Source organism: Streptomyces sp. NPDC053367, assembly GCF_044545925.1.
In the GTDB taxonomy this organism is placed as follows: domain Bacteria; phylum Actinomycetota; class Actinomycetes; order Streptomycetales; family Streptomycetaceae; genus Streptomyces.
On sequence record NZ_JBITYN010000001.1, the window covers coordinates 124744 to 140339 of the forward strand.

15 protein-coding genes are annotated in these 15596 nt (G+C 71.1%); 6 read left to right on the top strand and 9 right to left on the bottom strand.

From position 1 onward, the window contains the following. The first annotated feature begins 28 nt into the window (after positions 1-28). Entirely contained in the window at positions 29-1240 is a 1212-nt protein-coding gene (locus ACIGXJ_RS00620; RefSeq protein WP_399642113.1) for a TerD family protein, read from the top strand. A 129-nt stretch (positions 1241-1369) separates the two neighbouring features. On the opposite strand, the gene ACIGXJ_RS00625 is transcribed toward ACIGXJ_RS00620, so the two are convergent. Then, the gene (locus ACIGXJ_RS00625) at positions 1370-1498 is read right to left on the bottom strand and encodes a hypothetical protein (RefSeq protein ID WP_399639622.1); all 129 of its coding nucleotides are present in this window, start codon (positions 1496-1498) and stop codon (positions 1370-1372) included. A 168-nt stretch (positions 1499-1666) separates the two neighbouring features. Next, the gene (locus ACIGXJ_RS00630) at positions 1667-3100 is read right to left on the bottom strand and encodes a hypothetical protein (RefSeq protein WP_399639624.1); all 1434 of its coding nucleotides are present in this window, start codon (positions 3098-3100) and stop codon (positions 1667-1669) included. Positions 3101-3380: 280 nt separating this feature from the next. Here ACIGXJ_RS00630 and ACIGXJ_RS00635 point away from each other — a divergent pair, with 280 nt between their 5' ends. From ACIGXJ_RS00635 to dapD, 5 genes are all read left to right on the top strand, one after another. Beyond that, complete coding sequence (locus ACIGXJ_RS00635) at positions 3381-5210, top strand: endonuclease/exonuclease/phosphatase family protein (protein ID WP_399639627.1); 1830 nt, start codon at positions 3381-3383, stop codon at positions 5208-5210. 103 nt (positions 5211-5313) lie between these two features. Continuing rightward, on the top strand, positions 5314-6207 hold the full coding sequence (gene dapA / locus ACIGXJ_RS00640) for a 4-hydroxy-tetrahydrodipicolinate synthase (RefSeq protein WP_399639630.1): 894 nt from the start codon (positions 5314-5316) through the stop codon (positions 6205-6207). Positions 6208-6332: 125 nt separating this feature from the next. Beyond that, positions 6333-6917 (top strand): RNA polymerase sigma factor, encoded by a 585-nt coding sequence (locus ACIGXJ_RS00645; protein WP_399639634.1) that lies wholly within the window; start codon positions 6333-6335, stop codon positions 6915-6917. Position 6918: 1 nt separating this feature from the next. Further along, a complete protein-coding gene (locus ACIGXJ_RS00650) occupies positions 6919-7824 on the top strand; it encodes a CU044_5270 family protein (RefSeq protein ID WP_399639636.1) in 906 nt (301 codons plus the stop codon). Between the two features lie 71 nt (positions 7825-7895). Then, entirely contained in the window at positions 7896-8885 is a 990-nt protein-coding gene (dapD, locus tag ACIGXJ_RS00655; RefSeq protein ID WP_399639639.1) for a 2,3,4,5-tetrahydropyridine-2,6-dicarboxylate N-succinyltransferase, read from the top strand. Positions 8886-8950: 65 nt separating this feature from the next. Here the strand turns inward: dapD and ACIGXJ_RS00660 are convergent, their stop codons facing one another. From ACIGXJ_RS00660 to sufD, 7 genes are all read right to left on the bottom strand, one after another. Further along, on the bottom strand, positions 8951-10951 hold the full coding sequence (locus ACIGXJ_RS00660; RefSeq protein WP_399639642.1) for a VWA domain-containing protein: 2001 nt from the start codon (positions 10949-10951) through the stop codon (positions 8951-8953). A 285-nt stretch (positions 10952-11236) separates the two neighbouring features. After that, positions 11237-11569 carry a metal-sulfur cluster assembly factor gene (locus ACIGXJ_RS00665; protein ID WP_399639644.1) on the bottom strand — a complete coding sequence of 111 codons (333 nt, stop codon included), beginning with the start codon at positions 11567-11569 and terminating at the stop codon, positions 11237-11239. Further along, on the bottom strand, positions 11566-12033 hold the full coding sequence (gene sufU / locus ACIGXJ_RS00670; RefSeq protein WP_399642114.1) for a Fe-S cluster assembly sulfur transfer protein SufU: 468 nt from the start codon (positions 12031-12033) through the stop codon (positions 11566-11568). Before sufU ends, ACIGXJ_RS00665 begins: the two co-directional genes overlap by 4 nt. A gap of 19 nt (positions 12034-12052) precedes the next feature. Next, on the bottom strand, positions 12053-13324 hold the full coding sequence (locus ACIGXJ_RS00675; protein WP_399639646.1) for a cysteine desulfurase: 1272 nt from the start codon (positions 13322-13324) through the stop codon (positions 12053-12055). Further along, entirely contained in the window at positions 13321-14085 is a 765-nt protein-coding gene (gene sufC, locus ACIGXJ_RS00680) for a Fe-S cluster assembly ATPase SufC (RefSeq protein WP_399639649.1), read from the bottom strand. Before sufC ends, ACIGXJ_RS00675 begins: the two co-directional genes overlap by 4 nt. 7 nt (positions 14086-14092) lie before the next feature. Continuing rightward, positions 14093-14410 (bottom strand): bifunctional 3-phenylpropionate/cinnamic acid dioxygenase ferredoxin subunit, encoded by a 318-nt coding sequence (locus tag ACIGXJ_RS00685; protein WP_399639652.1) that lies wholly within the window; start codon positions 14408-14410, stop codon positions 14093-14095. After that, complete coding sequence (gene sufD / locus ACIGXJ_RS00690) at positions 14407-15591, bottom strand: Fe-S cluster assembly protein SufD (protein ID WP_399639655.1); 1185 nt, start codon at positions 15589-15591, stop codon at positions 14407-14409. The genes ACIGXJ_RS00685 and sufD overlap by 4 nt, the downstream gene beginning before the upstream one ends. Positions 15592-15596 lie beyond the last annotated feature (5 nt).

A 15596-nucleotide genomic window follows, 5' to 3' on the forward strand; every position in this document is an offset into this window, starting at 1 on the left:
TCTCGCTCGTTCATGAGGCATGACAGCTATGACCCCCGGCTCGAACATCCCGCTCACCGCCACCCGTGTGGCGGTGGACGTCAGCGCCCCCGTGCGGCTGGACGTCTCGGGCCTGCTGCTCACCGCCGACGGCAAGGTGCGCTCCGACGACGACTTCATCTTCTACAACCAGCCCACCGGCCCCGGGGTGACCTACCGCTCCGGCGGTGGCACCGCGCCCGACGCGATCACGGTCGACACGACCGCCGTACCCCCCGGCATCGAGAAGATCGTCGTCACCGCGAGCCCGGACGCGGCCGGCCAGACCTTCCAGGGCATCGAGCCGACGGCGACGATCCGCAACGCCGACGACAACAGCGTCCTGGCCACCTTCACGCCCCCGCAGCTCGGCGCCGAGACCGCGCTGGTGATCGTGGAGATCTATCTGCGCGGCGGCGTCTGGAAGGCCCGCGCGGTCGGCCAGGGCTACGCCGACGGCCTGGCGGGCATCGCCACCGACTTCGGCGTGACGGTGGAGGAACCCGCCGCCCAGCCCGCGGCCCCGGCCCCCGCCCAGCCCGTCACCCCGCCGGCCCCTCCCGCCCCGCCGGCCCCGTCGCTGAGCACACCCCCCGCTGCCCCGCCGGCCCCTCCCGCCCCGCCCGCGGCCCCGCCCGCCACCGGCAAGATCAACCTCGACAAGGGCCGGGTGAGCCTCCAGAAGAACCAGACCGTGTCCCTGGTCAAGGGCGGCCGCCCGCTGCTCTCCCAGGTCAAGATGGGCCTCGGCTGGGAACCGGCGTACCGCGGCAAGGACATCGACCTGGACGCGTCCGTCATCGCGTACGGCCCGCAGCGCAACCACATCGACAGCTGCTACTTCGGCAAGCTGACCATCGTGGGCGGCGCGATCCGCCACTCCGGCGACAACCTCACCGGCGAGGGCGGCGGCGACGACGAGGTCATCACCGTCGACCTCGGCCGTCTCCCCCAGGAGGTCACCGGCCTGGTCTTCACGGTGAACTCCTTCTCCGGCCAGAAGTTCACCGAGGTCGCCAAGGCCTACTGCCGTCTCATGGACGCGGCGTCCGGCGAGGAACTCGTCCGCTTCGACCTCACCAGCGCAGAACCGCAGACGGGCGTGCTGATGGCCAAATTGATTCGCCAGTTCTCCGGCGAATGGGAGATGACCGCGATGGGCGATTTCGTGAAGGCCCGCACGGTCCGCAACATGGTCAAGCCGGCGGCCCAGGCACTCTGATCGCGCAGGGCGCCCCCCCAGGGGGCGCCCGCCGCGCTCGCGCGTTTCCGGGGCCGCGGCCCTCTCCGTCGACAGGCACACATATCGGCCGGCCGCGGCGAGTACGTCCAGCGTCACGGCGTCACGGCGTCACGGTGTCACGGCCCCGCCCCGCCACTGCGGAAGCCGTTTCCGCTCCCACTGGTGGGAATTGTCCACGCTCGGCCACCTGGTGTCGTCCACCGTCTTCACGAAGTACGTCTTCACGAAGTACGCCATGTCGAATTCCCCCGAATTCTTGTGTCGTTCACCGAGGGAGACGCAGCGGCGGCGGCATCGGCTGCATATATGCCGGGCCGGGATCAAAAAGGGCCGGATTTCGGCGGCGCCTCCCGAGTTCTCACTCTAGGAGGGCGGCCACGGCACGAGCGAGTCAATAAACGACGGTCAGTTCCCGTGTGCGGAACGCGCCTTGAAGGCGGCCTTCCGCGCCTCCTTGGCGACCTTCTTGTCGGGGTGCAGCCGCCCCATCGCCTCCAGCACGTCGGCGGTCGCCGGATGGTCGACCCGCCAGGCGGCCGCGAAGAACCCGCTGTGCTGCTCGGCGAGACCCTCCACGAGCGCCTGGAGTTCCTCGGAGTTCCCCTCGGCGGCGAGCTGCGCGGCGACCGTGTCGACGGTCAGCCAGAACACCATCGCCTCGGACGGCGGCGGCACGTCCGCCGCCCCGTGCTCGGTCAGCCACACCCGGGCGAGCCCGCCCAGCTCGGGGTCGTCCAGCACCTCGCGCAGCGCGGGCTCCGCCTCGGGGCCGACGAGGGACAGCGCCTGCTGGCAGCGCAGCCGGCGCAGCGGCCCGCCGGCGTCGGTGCCCCGGGCGGCGGCGAGCAGTTCCCGGGCCGCGTCCAGGGCCGCGCGCCGGGCCAGCCACTGCTCGGTCTCGGCCTGGGCCGCGCGCGGCCCGAAGGCGGCGGTGCCGTCCAGCAGGGCGTCCGCGCCCTTGTCGGCGAGCTCGCCGACGGCCGGAGCGGCGTATCCGGCCTCCAGCAGCCGGGCGCGCATCCCGTACAGGCCGAGCGGGGTCAGCCGGACCATGCCGTAGCGGGAGACGTCGGTGTCGTCGACGGGTTCCACGGGCGCTGCCGGGTCGTCGGCGTCGGCCATCAGCGCCTCGTCGACCGGCCGGTACTCCACGAGCCCGGCCGGCTCCAGGATCCGGAACTGGTCGTCGAGGCGCATCATCGCCTCGGAGACCTGTTCCAGGACGTCGTTCGTCGGCTCGCCCATGTCGCCGGGGACGATCGCGGAGGCGGCCAGCGCGGGCAGCGGCACGGGCGCCTCGCCTGGGCCGTCCTCGCTGACGGTGAGCAGATACAGGTTGGCGAGGACTCCGTCGAGGAAGTCGGCCTCGGCCTGCGGGTCCCAGTCGAGCCGGGAGAAGTCGACGGTGCCGCCCTCGTCGAGGGCGTCGACCAGCTCGTCCAGGTCGGGCACGCTCGCGTCGGCGAGCAGCGTCTCCAGGGCGTCCTGCCACACGCCGAGGACGTCGAGCGGGGAGCCGGAGGTGAGCAGGGCGAGGTCCGCGCCGGCGGTGACGGTGCCGGCCTCCTCGTCGACGACCTCGACGAGCCCGGTGTCGACGGCGACCCGCCAGGCCTCGCTCGCCAGCGCAGCGGCGTCGTCGCCGGTCAGTGCGAGTGCCTCGGCGGCCGCGGGGAGTTGTTCGTCGACGAGGCCGCCGCCCGCGTCGACGCGGGTGCCGGGGCCGGCCCAGCGGGCGAGCCGGGCCGCCCGGGACAGCACCGGCGTGGACAGCGCGGCGCGCGCCAGCTCCGCTTCGGACGCAAGCCGCACCGGCGGCAGGGGGGAGCTGTCTGACATGGGCCTGTTTCTCCTAGGGCGCCTGGACGGCCGTATCGCACGTAACAACGGCTGGGAACGGGGATCAGCCTAGACGGATTTCCACCCATGCCGCCCGGTTCATCTCACGGTCGTATTCCGTACATGGCCGAAACCTTGACAAGTGGCCGCTACAGGCAGGAAATTGACGCGCGTAGAAATGGGGGGAACACCTGTACACCGGGACGCTACGCGCGTCACGGTCCAGCCATCGACCCACCCTCGTCCCGGCGCTTCACAAAAACGTCCCCGGAGGGATCCCTTGCCGAGCAAGTCTTCCGCGCGCCTCGCCGCGCTCACCGTCGCCGCCGTGTGCTCCGCGGCGTCCACGGTCGTGCTGACCTCGCCCGCTCACGCCGACGCCGTCCGCGTCCACGACGTCCAGGGCACCACCCGTATATCCCCGTACGCGGGCAAGCAGGTCACGGACGTGACCGGAATCGTCACCGGTGTGCGGACCTACGGCTCCTCGAAGGGCTTCTGGATCCAGGACCCGCAGGCCGACGCCGACCCGGCCACCAGCGAGGGCGTGTTCGTCTTCACCAGCTCCACGCCGAAGGGCGTGGCCGTCGGTGACGCGGTCAAGGTCTCCGGCACGGTCTCCGAGTTCGTGCCGGGCGGCACCTCCTCCGGCAACCAGTCGCTGACCGAGATCACCCGCGCGACCTTCACGGTGCTCTCCAGCGGCAACCCCGTCCCGGCCGCCGTGGCGCTGGACGCCGACGCCGTGCCGGACGCCTACGCCCCGGAGGGCGACCCGGCCGCGAACGGCTCGGTCAACGCGCTGCCGCTCAGGCCGTCGGCGTACGCGCTGGACCTGTACGAGTCCCTGGAGGGCATGAACGTCCAGGTCGCCGACACCCGGGTGGTCGGCGCCACCGACCCCTACACCGAGCTGTGGGTGACGGTGAAGCCGGAGGAGAACGACAACCGCCGCGGCGGCACGGTCTACGGCTCCTACGCCTCCCAGAACGGCGGCCGGATCATGGTCCAGTCGCTCGGCAGGACCGCCGACTTCCCCGTCGCGAACGTCGGCGACACCCTGGCCGGCACCACCGCGGGCCCGCTGGACTACAACCAGTTCGGCGGCTACACCCTCGTGGCCAACCAGCTCGGCACGCTGGAGAGCGCCGGTCTGGAGCGGGAGACCACGCGGAAGCAGCGCCGGGGCGAGCTGGCGGTGGCGACGTACAACGTCGAGAACCTCGACCCGTCCGACGACACCTTCGCCGCGCACGCGTCCGCGATCGTGAACAACCTGCAGTCGCCCGACATCGTGTCCCTGGAGGAGATCCAGGACAACAACGGCGCGGTGAAGGACGGCACGGTCGCCGCCGACCGGACGGTGAGGAAGCTGATCGACGCGATCGCGGCGGCGGGCGGCCCGGTGTACGACTGGCGCTCGATCGACCCGGTCGACCTCGCCGACGGCGGCGAGCCGGGCGGCAACATCCGCCAGGTGTTCCTGTTCAACCCCGAGCGGGTGTCCTTCACCGACCGCGCGGGCGGCGACGCCACGACCGCCGTAGGCGTCACCGAGGAGCGCGGGAAGGCGGCGCTGACCGTCTCCCCCGGCCGGATCGACCCGGCGAACGCGGCCTGGAACAACAGCCGCAAGCCGCTGGCCGGCGAGTTCGTCTTCCGTGGCCGCACGGTCGTCGTGGTCGCCAACCACTTCAACTCCAAGGGCGGCGACCAGGGCTTCACCTCGCAGTACCAGCCGCCGGCCCGCAGCTCGGAGACCCAGCGCCACGCCCAGGCGACGGCCGTGAACGCCTTCGTCAAGGACGTCCTCGCCGTGCAGAAGAACGCGAACGTCGTCGTCCTCGGTGACATCAACGACTTCGAGTTCTCCGGCACCGCGAAGATCCTCGAGGGCGACGGCGAGCTGTGGTCGGCGATCAAGTCGCTGCCGCGCAGCGAGCGTTACTCGTACGTCTACCAGGGCAACAGCCAGGTCCTCGACCAGATCCTGATCAGCCCCGGCATCCGCCGCGGCTGTGACTTCGAGTACGACAGCGTGCACGTCAACTCGGAGTTCAACGACCAGATCAGCGACCACGACCCGCAGGTCCTGCGTTTCCACCCGTAAGCCGCGCGGGTCACCGCCCGAGGTGACCGATGAAGCTCCACTTAGCCCTATCTCGTAGGAGATTTAAGTGGAGCTTCATCGACCGGGCGCCGACACTTCCCTCATGACGCACGCGAACCCTCCCTTCGGCCGCGCCCTGTGCGCGATGATCACGCCCTTCACCGCGTCCGGCGCGCTGGACCTCGACGGCGCGCAGCGGCTAGCCGACCGGCTGGCCGCGGAGGGCTGCGACGGGCTCGTGCTGTCCGGGACGACCGGCGAGTCGCCGACCACGTCGGACGCCGAGAAGGCCGCGCTGATCCGTGCGGTGCGGGAAGCGGTGGGCGACCGGGCGTCCCTGGTCGCGGGCGTGGGCACCTTCGACACCCGGCACACGGTCGAACTCGCCCTGCAGGCCGAGAAGTCGGGCGCCGACGGCCTGCTGGTGGTCTCGCCGTACTACAGCAAGCCGCCGCAGGACGCCCTGGAGGCCCACTTCCGCGAGATCGCGGACGCCTCCGGTCTGCCGGTCCTCCTCTACGACATCCCCGGCCGCACGGGCACCCGCATCGAGCCGGACACCCTGATCCGACTGGCCGGACACCCGCGCATCGTCGGCGTGAAGGACTGCTCCTACGACTTCCTGGCGGCGCAGAAGGTGTTCTCCCGGACCGGCCTGGCGTACTACGCGGGCTGCGAGGAGCACAACCTCGCCCTGTACGCGGTGGGCGGCGCGGGATACATCAGCACGGTCGCCAATGTGGTCCCCCGTCATCTGCGGTCGGTGATCGACGCGTTCGAGGCGGGTGACACCGCGCGGGCGGCCCGGCTCCAGCAACAGGCCACCGAGCTCATCGAGCTGATGATGGCGGCGGGCCTGCCCGGCACCGTCACCGCCAAGTCCCTCCTGAACGGCCTCGGCCTGCCCGCCGGCCCGGTACGCGCCCCGCTGCGCCCGGCCGGCGCCACGGCGGCCGCCGAGCTGCTCACGGCGTACGAGCGCCTCACGGCCTCCTGACCGCCCGGCGCCAGGCCCCCGCCGGCGTGCCGGCGCCTGCCCGCGCGGGCCGCGTGAACCCTTGGGCCGGCTTCGGGGAACAGCGGGGTGACATGCTCACCAAGACCCTGTTCCCTGGAGGCCCCGTGACCGGACCGCCCTTCGCGGACGGCGACCTCGTCGCCCAGTCCCTGGAGGAGCCGGAGCTGTTCGCCCGGCTCTACGACCGGTACGCGCCGGACATCCACCGCTACGCGGCACGCCGCCTGGGCGCCGGCGCGGCCGACGACATCACCGCCGAGACGTTCCTCGTCGCCTTCCGCAGCCGCACCCGCTACGACACCGGCCGCGGCAACGCCCGGCCCTGGCTGTACGGCATCGCCGCCCACCTCATCGGCAAGCAGCGCCGCTCCGAGGTGCGGGCCCTCAGGGCCCTCGCCCGCACCGGCCACGACCCGGTCGCCGAGTCCTGGTCGGAGCGGGCCGACGAGCGGCTCGCCGCCGGCACCGCGCAGGCCCCGCTGGCCGGTGCCCTGGCCGCGCTGTCGGCCGGTGACCGGCATGTGCTGCTCCTGGTCGCCTGGGCCGACCTGACCTATCCGGAGGTCGCCGAGGCGCTCGGCATCCCCGTCGGAACGGTCCGCTCCCGGCTCAACCGGGCCCGCCGCAAGGTGCGCGCCGCCCTGGGCGCCGACCCCGCATTCACGCTCGACCCCACGGAGGTGGTCTGACATGGACGAGATGACGGCGGTCCGCGGCCTGCGCTCCGACGCGCCCGAGGCCCGGCGCCCCGACCTGGTCGCCGGACGCGAGCGGCTGCTGCGGGAGGCGGCCCGGGGCTCGCGCGGGCGCAGGCTGCGCACGGACTGGCGGCTCGCGGCCCTCGGGGCGGCGGCCGCGATCACGGCGGCCGCGCTGGTCGGCACCCAGGTCGTCCGCGACGGCTCCGGGGAGACCCGGCCGGGGTCGTCGTACACGGTCGAGATCGGCAGCGCGAGAACCCTGCTGAACCGGGCCGCGGACACGATCGCCGCCGGCCCCGCGGTCACCGCGCGCGACGGTCAGTGGATCTACGAGAAGACGGTCGAGTCGAACGCGACGGACGACGTGACCGGCCCGCAGACCGAGGAGGGCTGGAAGAAGTACGCCGACCCGGCCCTCGAGCGCGGCAAGGCGGGCGACGACCACTCCCCCAGGGAGCAGTACGCCTTCCTGACCGGCCTGCCGGACGACCCGCGGCAGGTCAGGGCGAAGGCCCGGGCGTTCTACGACGCCACCGACCCGACCGAGAGCCGCGTCCAGCACGAGTACCGCGCGCTCGGTGTCGTCCTCAGCCGCTCCTACCCGTACGACCCCGAGGGCCTGGCCAAGGTCTACCGGGCGCTGGCCACCGTCCCCGGGGTCCGGGCCGCCGAGGTCACGGACGCCCTGGGCCGTGACGCGATCGCCCTCTACCTGAAGGCCAAGGACCCCTCCGCGGGCCGCCAGGAGATCCTGCTGGACCCGGTGACGTACCTCTACCGCGGCTTCAGGTACGTGGCCGGCAGCGGCGAGGAGGGCTTCGGGAAGGGGGACGTGATCCTCAGCGGGGTGCGGGAGGAGGTGGCCGTCGTGGACCGCGAGGGACAGCGGCCCTGAGGGCTGCCCGGCAGGTGAGACGGGCGATGGCCGGTTCGCCCGGGCGGGGTGCGTCACGTTAGGTTGCCCTCATGACCGACACGACTGCTCCTCGCACCACCGGCGCCGTTGCCGCCGGCCTCGCCACGATCGCCGCCGACGGCACCGTCCTCGACACCTGGTTCCCCGCGCCCGAGCTGGCCGCCGAGCCCGGCCCGGCGGGCACCGAGCGGCTGGACGCCGAGCGCACCGCCGAGCTGCTCGGCGAGCACGGTGTGGCCGCCCTCGGCGCGGACGCGGTGCGCGGTGTCGAGGTCGTCGCGGTGCGTACGGTCATCTCCTCGCTGGACGACAAGCCGCTGGACACGCACGACGCCTACCTGCGGCTGCACCTGCTCTCGCACCGCCTGGTGAAGCCGAACGGGCAGAACCTGGACGGCATCTTCGGTCTGCTGGCCAATGTCGCCTGGACCTCGCTCGGCCCGGTCGCCGTGGACACGCTGGAGACGGTCCGCCTGGCCGCCCGGGCCCGCGGTCTGCACCTCGGGGTCTTCGGCGTGGACAAGTTCCCGCGGATGACCGACTACGTCGCCCCGGCGGGCGTCCGCATCGCCGACGCCGACCGGGTGCGGCTCGGCGCGCACCTGGCCTCCGGCACCACGGTCATGCACGAGGGCTTCGTCAACTTCAACGCCGGCACCCTCGGCACCTCCATGGTCGAGGGCCGTATCTCCCAGGGCGTCGTCGTCGGCGACGGCTCGGACATCGGCGGCGGCGCCTCCACGATGGGCACGCTGTCCGGCGGCGGCAAGGAGCGCGTGGCGATCGGCGAGCGCTCCCTGGTCGGGGCCGAGGCCGGTGTCGGCATCGCCCTCGGCAACGACTGCGTGGTCGAGGCGGGCCTCTACCTCACCGCCGGCACCAAGGTCACCCTCCCCGACGGCCAGATCGTCAAGGCCCGTGAGCTCTCCGGCGCCGACAACATCCTCTTCCGCCGCAACTCCGTCACCGGCGCCGTCCAGGCGGTCCCGAACAACGCGGAGTGGGGCGGCCTGAACGAGATCCTGCACAGCCACAACTGACCGTGCGACGAACGGGCGGCCGCATCGTGCGCGGCCGCCCGCTCAAGGGGTCCTGACGTGTTCCGTCAGTTCTTGTGGATCACGATCGAGCCGCCGGCGAGGGCGGTCGTCGGGTCGGCGTCGGGCGCGGCGCCGGTCTGGTTGTCGTAGACGAGGGTGTCGTCGGCGGTCCGCCAGATCCTGATCCGGAACGTGTCGGGCGTGCTGTCGGCGGCGCTGAGCATGAACGAGTAGCCGGAGGCGCCGTTCACCGTGCCGGTGCCCTTGTAGATGGCCTTGGCACCGGCGACGACCAGCCACTGGTAGTCGGCGGAGTGGAAGTTGAGGCTACCGGCCTTGAACTGGAACTCCGTGCTGCCGGTGGGAACGCTCGCGCCGTTCTTGTACTTCGACACGAAGCCGAAGTTGGCGCGGCCGGTGGCGCTCGGGTCGGCGGGGTAGGCGCCGGCCGGTGAGTTGATCCAGCCGCCGCCGGTGACGAACCCGCCGTTGGGGTCGTACACGACGACGAACCCGCAGTGCTGGGTGTCGGTGCCGCCGTCGTCGTCCGTGACCGTGACGGCGATGTCGTAGATGCCGGCGCCCGTGTACTGGTGGGTGCTGCCGGCCGGGGAGCTCACGCCCGGCACCTCGGTGGTGGTGCCGTCGCCCCAGGCCACCGACAGGGTGTGGGTGTCGAGGGTGCCGGGGTCGGTGAACGTGCCGGCGAAGGAGACGTCCGTGCCGACCGCGTGCGGGTCGACCGGGCAGCTGGTCAGGGTGAGGTCGGGGGCGACGTTCTTGACCGTCACGGTCGTGGAGTCGCCGTCCGTGAGGCCGTTGTCGTCGGTGACGGTGAGCGTCACGGCGTCGGCGCCGTCGTCGAGGCCGTTGTACGTGGCCACGGCCGCGCCCGGGTTCGTCAGCGTGCCGATGCCGGCGTCCGCGCCGCTCCAGGCGTACGAGACGACGGTGCCGTCGGGGTCGTGGCTGCCGGAGCCGTCGAGCGTGACCGAGGAGCCTTCGTCGACGGTCTTGTCCGGCCCGGCGTCGGCGACCGGCGGCAGGCAGGTGACCGTGACGACGACCTTCGGGAAGGTCACCGCCGCGTTCTGGTCGTCGTGGTAGACGACGGACTTGTTCACGTCCAGCGGTCCGCAGGGCGCGCCGCGGTGCTTGACCTGGTAGGCGATCTCCAGGTCCTCGTCGCCGAGTTCGGCCCGGGACCAGGTGAACCCGTCGGCGGTGACGCCGCCCACGGCCGACCCGGCGAGGTTCGCGGTGACGCTTCCGGGCACCAGCTCCCAGGGCGCGTCGAGCGTGACGGCGATGGAGGGGTGGGTGGCGCCGGGCACCACGACCGCCTCGACGATCTGCTTGAGCAGGGTGTCGAGGCTGCCGAAGTCACCGGCCGAGAAGGTGTTGTCGGAGCCGGGGCCGCTGGCGATGACCTCCAGGGTGGCCTGCTGGATGCCGCCGCCGACGCCCACGGCGAAGACGGTGGCCTTGGCCTGCAGGGCGCTCGCCGCTGCGGCGGTGTTGCCGCTGGTCGCCTCGCCGTCGGTGATGACGATGACCAGCTGGTTGCGGCCGGGGTCGTCGGGCCCCATGACGTTGTTCGCCTCGTTCAGTCCGCAGGCGATGCAGGTGCCGGTGTTCTGCTTGGGGTTGGTGTCGATGGCGTTCAGGACGGCGTCCTTGTCGCCGCTGAGCGCGCTGACGGGCGGCAGCACGCCGTCGGCGAAGCCGACGACGCCGACCCGGCCGCCGTTGGTGAACAGCCCGTGCGCGGCGACTCCGTTGACCACGCTCTTGGCGAAGTCCTTCAGCTGACCCCACTCGGTGTTGTCGATGCTGCCGGACTCGTCGAGGACGAGCACCAGGTCGGTCGGGGTCGACTGGGTGCTGGACTCACCGTCGAGTCTGAGCTTCACGGTCGAGACGCCGTACCGGTTCACCGTCGTCGGGTTCGCCGAGGCGTCGGGTACGGGTGCGGCCGAGGCCCGGGGCGCGAGGGCCACCAGACCGGCCAGGGCCAGCGCCAGGATCACGAGCCCGGCCAGCAGCGCCCGTACGGATCCGGGCATGGGCATGCGCGTACGCGTCGTCAACGCGTGCATTGATTCCCCCCTAGGAATCCCCCGGCGGGTGGGGCACACCGTCGTGCCCGGCACTCCGCCTTGTCCGCACGGAGCGTCCCGACCCGACAGCACCGCGTCAAGGTCTTCAGCGGACCGAACACCTGTGTGCGTGATGTGCGCCCGCTGTGTGCCCCTCGTGCACGCCTTTTGTGCACCCCGTGCACGCCCCGTGTGTGCGCATACGAAAGCCCCGCCGGTGCTCGCGCGTCCGGCGGGGCTTTCGCAGGGCTGTCAGACGTTGAACCCGAGCGCCCGAAGCTGCTCGCGACCGTCGTCCGTGATCTTGTCCGGACCCCACGGCGGCATCCAGACCCAGTTGATGCGCAGCTCGCTGACCAGCCCGTCCGTGGCGGACTTGGCCTGGTCCTCGATGACGTCGGTCAGCGGGCAGGCCGCCGAGGTCAGGGTCATGTCGATCGTCGCGATGTTCGCGTCGTCGATGTGGATGCCGTAGATCAGGCCGAGGTTGACGACGTCGATGCCCAGCTCGGGGTCGACGACGTCGTACAGCGCCTCGCGGATCTCGTCCTCGGAGGCCGGCTTCATCTCAACGGTCTCGCTCATGCCGTCTTCCTTTCCGCGTCGGCTCCGCCCAGGGCCTGGGCCGTCGCGTCCTTCCATGCCATCCAGCTGAGGAGGGCGCACTTGACCCGGGCCGGGTACTTGGAGACACCGGCGAACGCGACCGCGTCCTCCAGCACCTCCTCCATCGCGTCGTCGGGCTCGATCTTCCCCTTGGACTGCATCAGCTCCAGGAAGGTCTCCTGGATCTTCTGCGCGTCGGAGAGGTCCTTGCCGACCAGCAGTTCGTTCAGCACGGAGGCCGAGGCCTGGCTGATCGAGCAGCCCTGGCCCTCGTACGAGACGTCCTCGACCGTGGTGCCGGCGTACTTCACGCGGAGCGTGATCTCGTCACCGCACGTCGGGTTCACATGGTGCACCTCGGCGTCGCCGTCCCTCAGACCACGCCCGTGCGGGTTCTTGTAGTGGTCCAGGATGACGTCCTGGTACATCGAGTCCAGCTTCATGCGATCGCTCGCCAACCCCTCAGCCGAAGAAGTTCCGTACGTGCTCCAGCCCCTCGACCAGTGCGTCGATCTCGGCCGGCGTGGAGTACAGATAGAACGACGCCCGCGTGGTCGCAGGAATTCCGTAGCGCAGGCACACGGGACGCGCGCAGTGGTGGCCGACGCGGACCGCGATGCCCTGCTCGTCGAGGACCTGGCCCACGTCGTGCGGGTGGATGTCGCCGAGCGTGAAGGAGATCGCGGCGCCCCGGTCCTCGGCCGTGGACGGGCCGATGATCCGCAGGTCGGGGACCTCGGCCAGACGCTTCACCGCGTACTCGGTGAGGGCGTGCTCATGGGCGAGGATCTTGTCCATGCCGATCGAGTTGAGGTAGTCGATCGCCGCGCCGAGACCGACCGCCTGGGCGATCGGCGGGGTGCCCGCCTCGAACTTGTGCGGTGCGGGGGCGTACGTCGACGAGTGCATCGACACGGTCTCGATCATCTCGCCGCCGCCCAGGAACGGAGGCAGGTCCTCCAGCAGCTCCTGGCGGCCCCACAGCACGCCGATACCCGTGGGCGCGCACATCTTGTGGCCGGTGAAGGCCACGAAGTCGGCCTGGAGGGCCTGTACGTCCAGCGGCATGTGCGGCGCGGCCTGGGAGGCGTCGACGCAGACCAGCGCGCCGACCTCCTGGGCGCGGCGCACGATCGCCTCGACCGGGTTGAACGTGCCCAGGATGTTGGAGACCAGCACGAAAGACACGATCTTCGTCTTCTCGGTGATGATCTCGTCGATGTTGGACAGGTCGAGACGGCCGTCGTCGGTGAGGCCGAACCACTTCAGCTTCGCGCCCGTGCGCTGCGCGAGCAGCTGCCACGGCACGATGTTGGAGTGGTGCTCCATCTCCGTGATGACGATCTCGGTGTCCGAGTCCACCCGGTAGGGCTCGTCGGCCCAGCCGAGCATGTTGGCGACGAGGTTGAGCGACTCCGAGGCGTTCTTGGTGAAGATCACCTCGTCGCGCGACGGCGCGTTGATGAACTCGGCGACCTTGTCGCGCGCGCCTTCGTACAGCGCCGTGGCCTCCTCGGCGAGCACATGCACACCGCGGTGGACGTTGGCGTTGTAGCGCTCGTAGTACTCGCTCAGGGCGTCCAGCACCTGGCGCGGCTTCTGCGAGGTCGCCGCGTTGTCCAGGTACACGAGCTTCCGCCCGTCGTGGACCTGACGGTCCAGGATGGGGAAGTCCTTGCGGATCGCCTCGCCAAGAAGACTGGACTCAGTGAGGAGGCCCGGCAGCTGTGTCACTCGGATGCGCCACCCTTCGTGTATGCCTCGTAGCCCTCGGCCTCGAGCTTGTCGGCGAGCTCCGGGCCACCGGACTCGACGATCTTGCCGCCCGCGAAGACGTGGACGTGGTCGGGCTTGATGTAGCGCAGGATGCGCGTGTAGTGCGTGATCAGCAGGGTGCCGACCTCACCGCTCTCACGGACGCGGTTGACGCCCTCGGAGACGATGCGCAGCGCGTCGACGTCGAGGCCGGAGTCGGTCTCGTCGAGGATCGCGATCTTCGGCTTGAGCAGCTCCAGCTGAAGGATCTCGTGGCGCTTCTTCTCACCGCCGGAGAAGCCCTCGTTGACGTTGCGCTCGGCGAAGGAGGGGTCCATGTTGAGGCGCTGCATGGCCTCCTTGACCTCCTTCACCCAGGTGCGCAGCTTGGGGGCCTCGCCGCGGATCGCGGTGGCGGAGGTGCGCAGGAAGTTGGAGACCGAGACGCCGGGGACCTCGACCGGGTACTGCATGGCCAGGAAGACACCCGCGCGGGCGCGCTCGTCGACGGACATCTCCAGGACGTCCTCGCCGTCGAGCGTGACGCTGCCGCCGGTGACGGTGTACTTCGGGTGACCCGCGAGGGAGTAGGCGAGGGTCGACTTGCCGGAGCCGTTGGGGCCCATGATGGCGTGCGTCTCGCCCTGCTTCACGGTCAGGTCGACGCCCTTGAGGATCTCCTTCGTGGCGTTGTCGGCCTCGACGGTGACGCGCAGGTCTCGGATTTCAAGCGTTGCCATGGGTGCCTCAGGACTCCTGGTTGAGGGAGACGAGCACGTCGTCCCCTTCGATCTTTACGGGGTATACGGGGACGGGGCGCGTCGCGGGAAGGCCGGACGGCTTGCCGGTGCGGAGGTCGAACGCGGAGCCGTGCAGCCAGCACTCGATCTGGCAGTCCTCCACCTCGCCCTCGGAGAGGGAGACGTTCGCGTGGCTGCAGATGTCGTGGATCGCGAAGACCTCGCCCTCGGTGTGCACGAGGGACACCGGCGTGCCGTCGAGTTCCACCCGCTTCGGGGTGTCCTCCTCCAGCTCGCTCAGCGCACAGGCGCGTACGAAGGTCATGCGACCGACGCCTCCAGCTCCTCCGCGATCTTGGCGAGCAGTCGCTCCTCGATGTCGGCGACACCGATCTGCTGGACCAGCTCGGCGAAGAAGCCGCGGACGACGAGGCGGCGGGCCTCGTACTCCGGGATGCCGCGGGCCATCAGGTAGAAGAGCTGCTCGTCGTCGAAGCGGCCGGTGGCGGAGGCGTGGCCGGCGCCGGCGATCTCGCCGGTCTCGATCTCCAGGTTCGGCACCGAGTCGACGCGGGCGCCGTCGGTGAGCACCAGGTTGCGGTTCATCTCGTAGGTGTCGGTGCCCTCGGCCGCGGCCTCGATGAGCACGTCACCGATCCACACCGCGTGCGCCTGCTCGCCCTGCAGCGCGCCCTTGTAGACGACGTTGGACTTGCAGTGCGGCACGTTGTGCGTGACCAGCAGGCGGTGCTCCTGGTGCTGGCCGGCGTCGGTGAAGTACAGGCCGAACAGCTCGGCCTCGCCGCCGGTGCCGGCGTAGGTCACGCGCGGGTGCAGCCGCACGACGTCACCGCCGAAGGTGACGACGACCGACTTGAAGGAGGCGTCGCGGCCGATCAGCGCGTTGTGCTGGGCCACGTGGACGGACTTGTCGTCCCAGTCCTGGACGGAGACGACGGTCAGCTTGGCGCCGTCGCCGAGGATGTAGTCGACGTTGGCGGCGAGCACGGCGTCACCGGTGTGGTCGATGACGACGACGGCCTCGGCGAACGCGCCCAGCTCGACGACCTGGTGGCCGAAGCGGGTGCCGCCCTCGCCGTGCACCGCGATGCGGATCGGCTCGGTGAGGACGGTCTCCTTCGGCACGGTCACGACCGAGGCCTTCTCGAAGGCGGAGTACGCCTGCGCGGCGACGCGGTCCACCGGGGTGCCGGCCTTGCCGAGCCGGGCGTCGTCGCGGCCGACGGTCTCGACGGTGACGCCCTCGGGGGCCTGCACGTCGACCTTCACGCCGTCGCCGGTCGCGGTGGCGGTGCCGTCGTGCAGCCCGCGCAGCCGCTCCAGCGGGGTGAAGCGCCACTCCTCCTCACGGCCGTGCGGGACCGGGAAGTCCGCCACGTCGAAGGACGGCGGCGCGCTCATGCGCGAGACGACGGTCGACTCCGCGGCGACCGCGATCGAGCCGGCGGTGGTGGAGCCCACCGGGATGTTCTGAGCCTCAGCCATGGCTG

Coding starts and splice junctions, on each gene's coding strand:
- sufC (WP_399639649.1), bottom strand. CDS start 14,085: ATGGCAACGCTTGAAATCCGAGACCTGCGCGTCACCGTCGAGGCCGAC.
- ACIGXJ_RS00625 (WP_399639622.1), bottom strand. CDS start 1,498: ATGGCGTACTTCGTGAAGACGTACTTCGTGAAGACGGTGGACGACACC.
- dapA (WP_399639630.1), top strand. CDS start 5,314: ATGACGCACGCGAACCCTCCCTTCGGCCGCGCCCTGTGCGCGATGATC.
- ACIGXJ_RS00665 (WP_399639644.1), bottom strand. CDS start 11,569: ATGAGCGAGACCGTTGAGATGAAGCCGGCCTCCGAGGACGAGATCCGC.
- ACIGXJ_RS00630 (WP_399639624.1), bottom strand. CDS start 3,100: ATGTCAGACAGCTCCCCCCTGCCGCCGGTGCGGCTTGCGTCCGAAGCG.
- ACIGXJ_RS00620 (WP_399642113.1), top strand. CDS start 29: ATGACCCCCGGCTCGAACATCCCGCTCACCGCCACCCGTGTGGCGGTG.
- ACIGXJ_RS00660 (WP_399639642.1), bottom strand. CDS start 10,951: ATGCCCGGATCCGTACGGGCGCTGCTGGCCGGGCTCGTGATCCTGGCG.
- dapD (WP_399639639.1), top strand. CDS start 7,896: ATGACCGACACGACTGCTCCTCGCACCACCGGCGCCGTTGCCGCCGGC.
- sufD (WP_399639655.1), bottom strand. CDS start 15,591: ATGGCTGAGGCTCAGAACATCCCGGTGGGCTCCACCACCGCCGGCTCG.
- ACIGXJ_RS00650 (WP_399639636.1), top strand. CDS start 6,919: ATGGACGAGATGACGGCGGTCCGCGGCCTGCGCTCCGACGCGCCCGAG.
- ACIGXJ_RS00685 (WP_399639652.1), bottom strand. CDS start 14,410: ATGACCTTCGTACGCGCCTGTGCGCTGAGCGAGCTGGAGGAGGACACC.
- sufU (WP_399642114.1), bottom strand. CDS start 12,033: ATGAAGCTGGACTCGATGTACCAGGACGTCATCCTGGACCACTACAAG.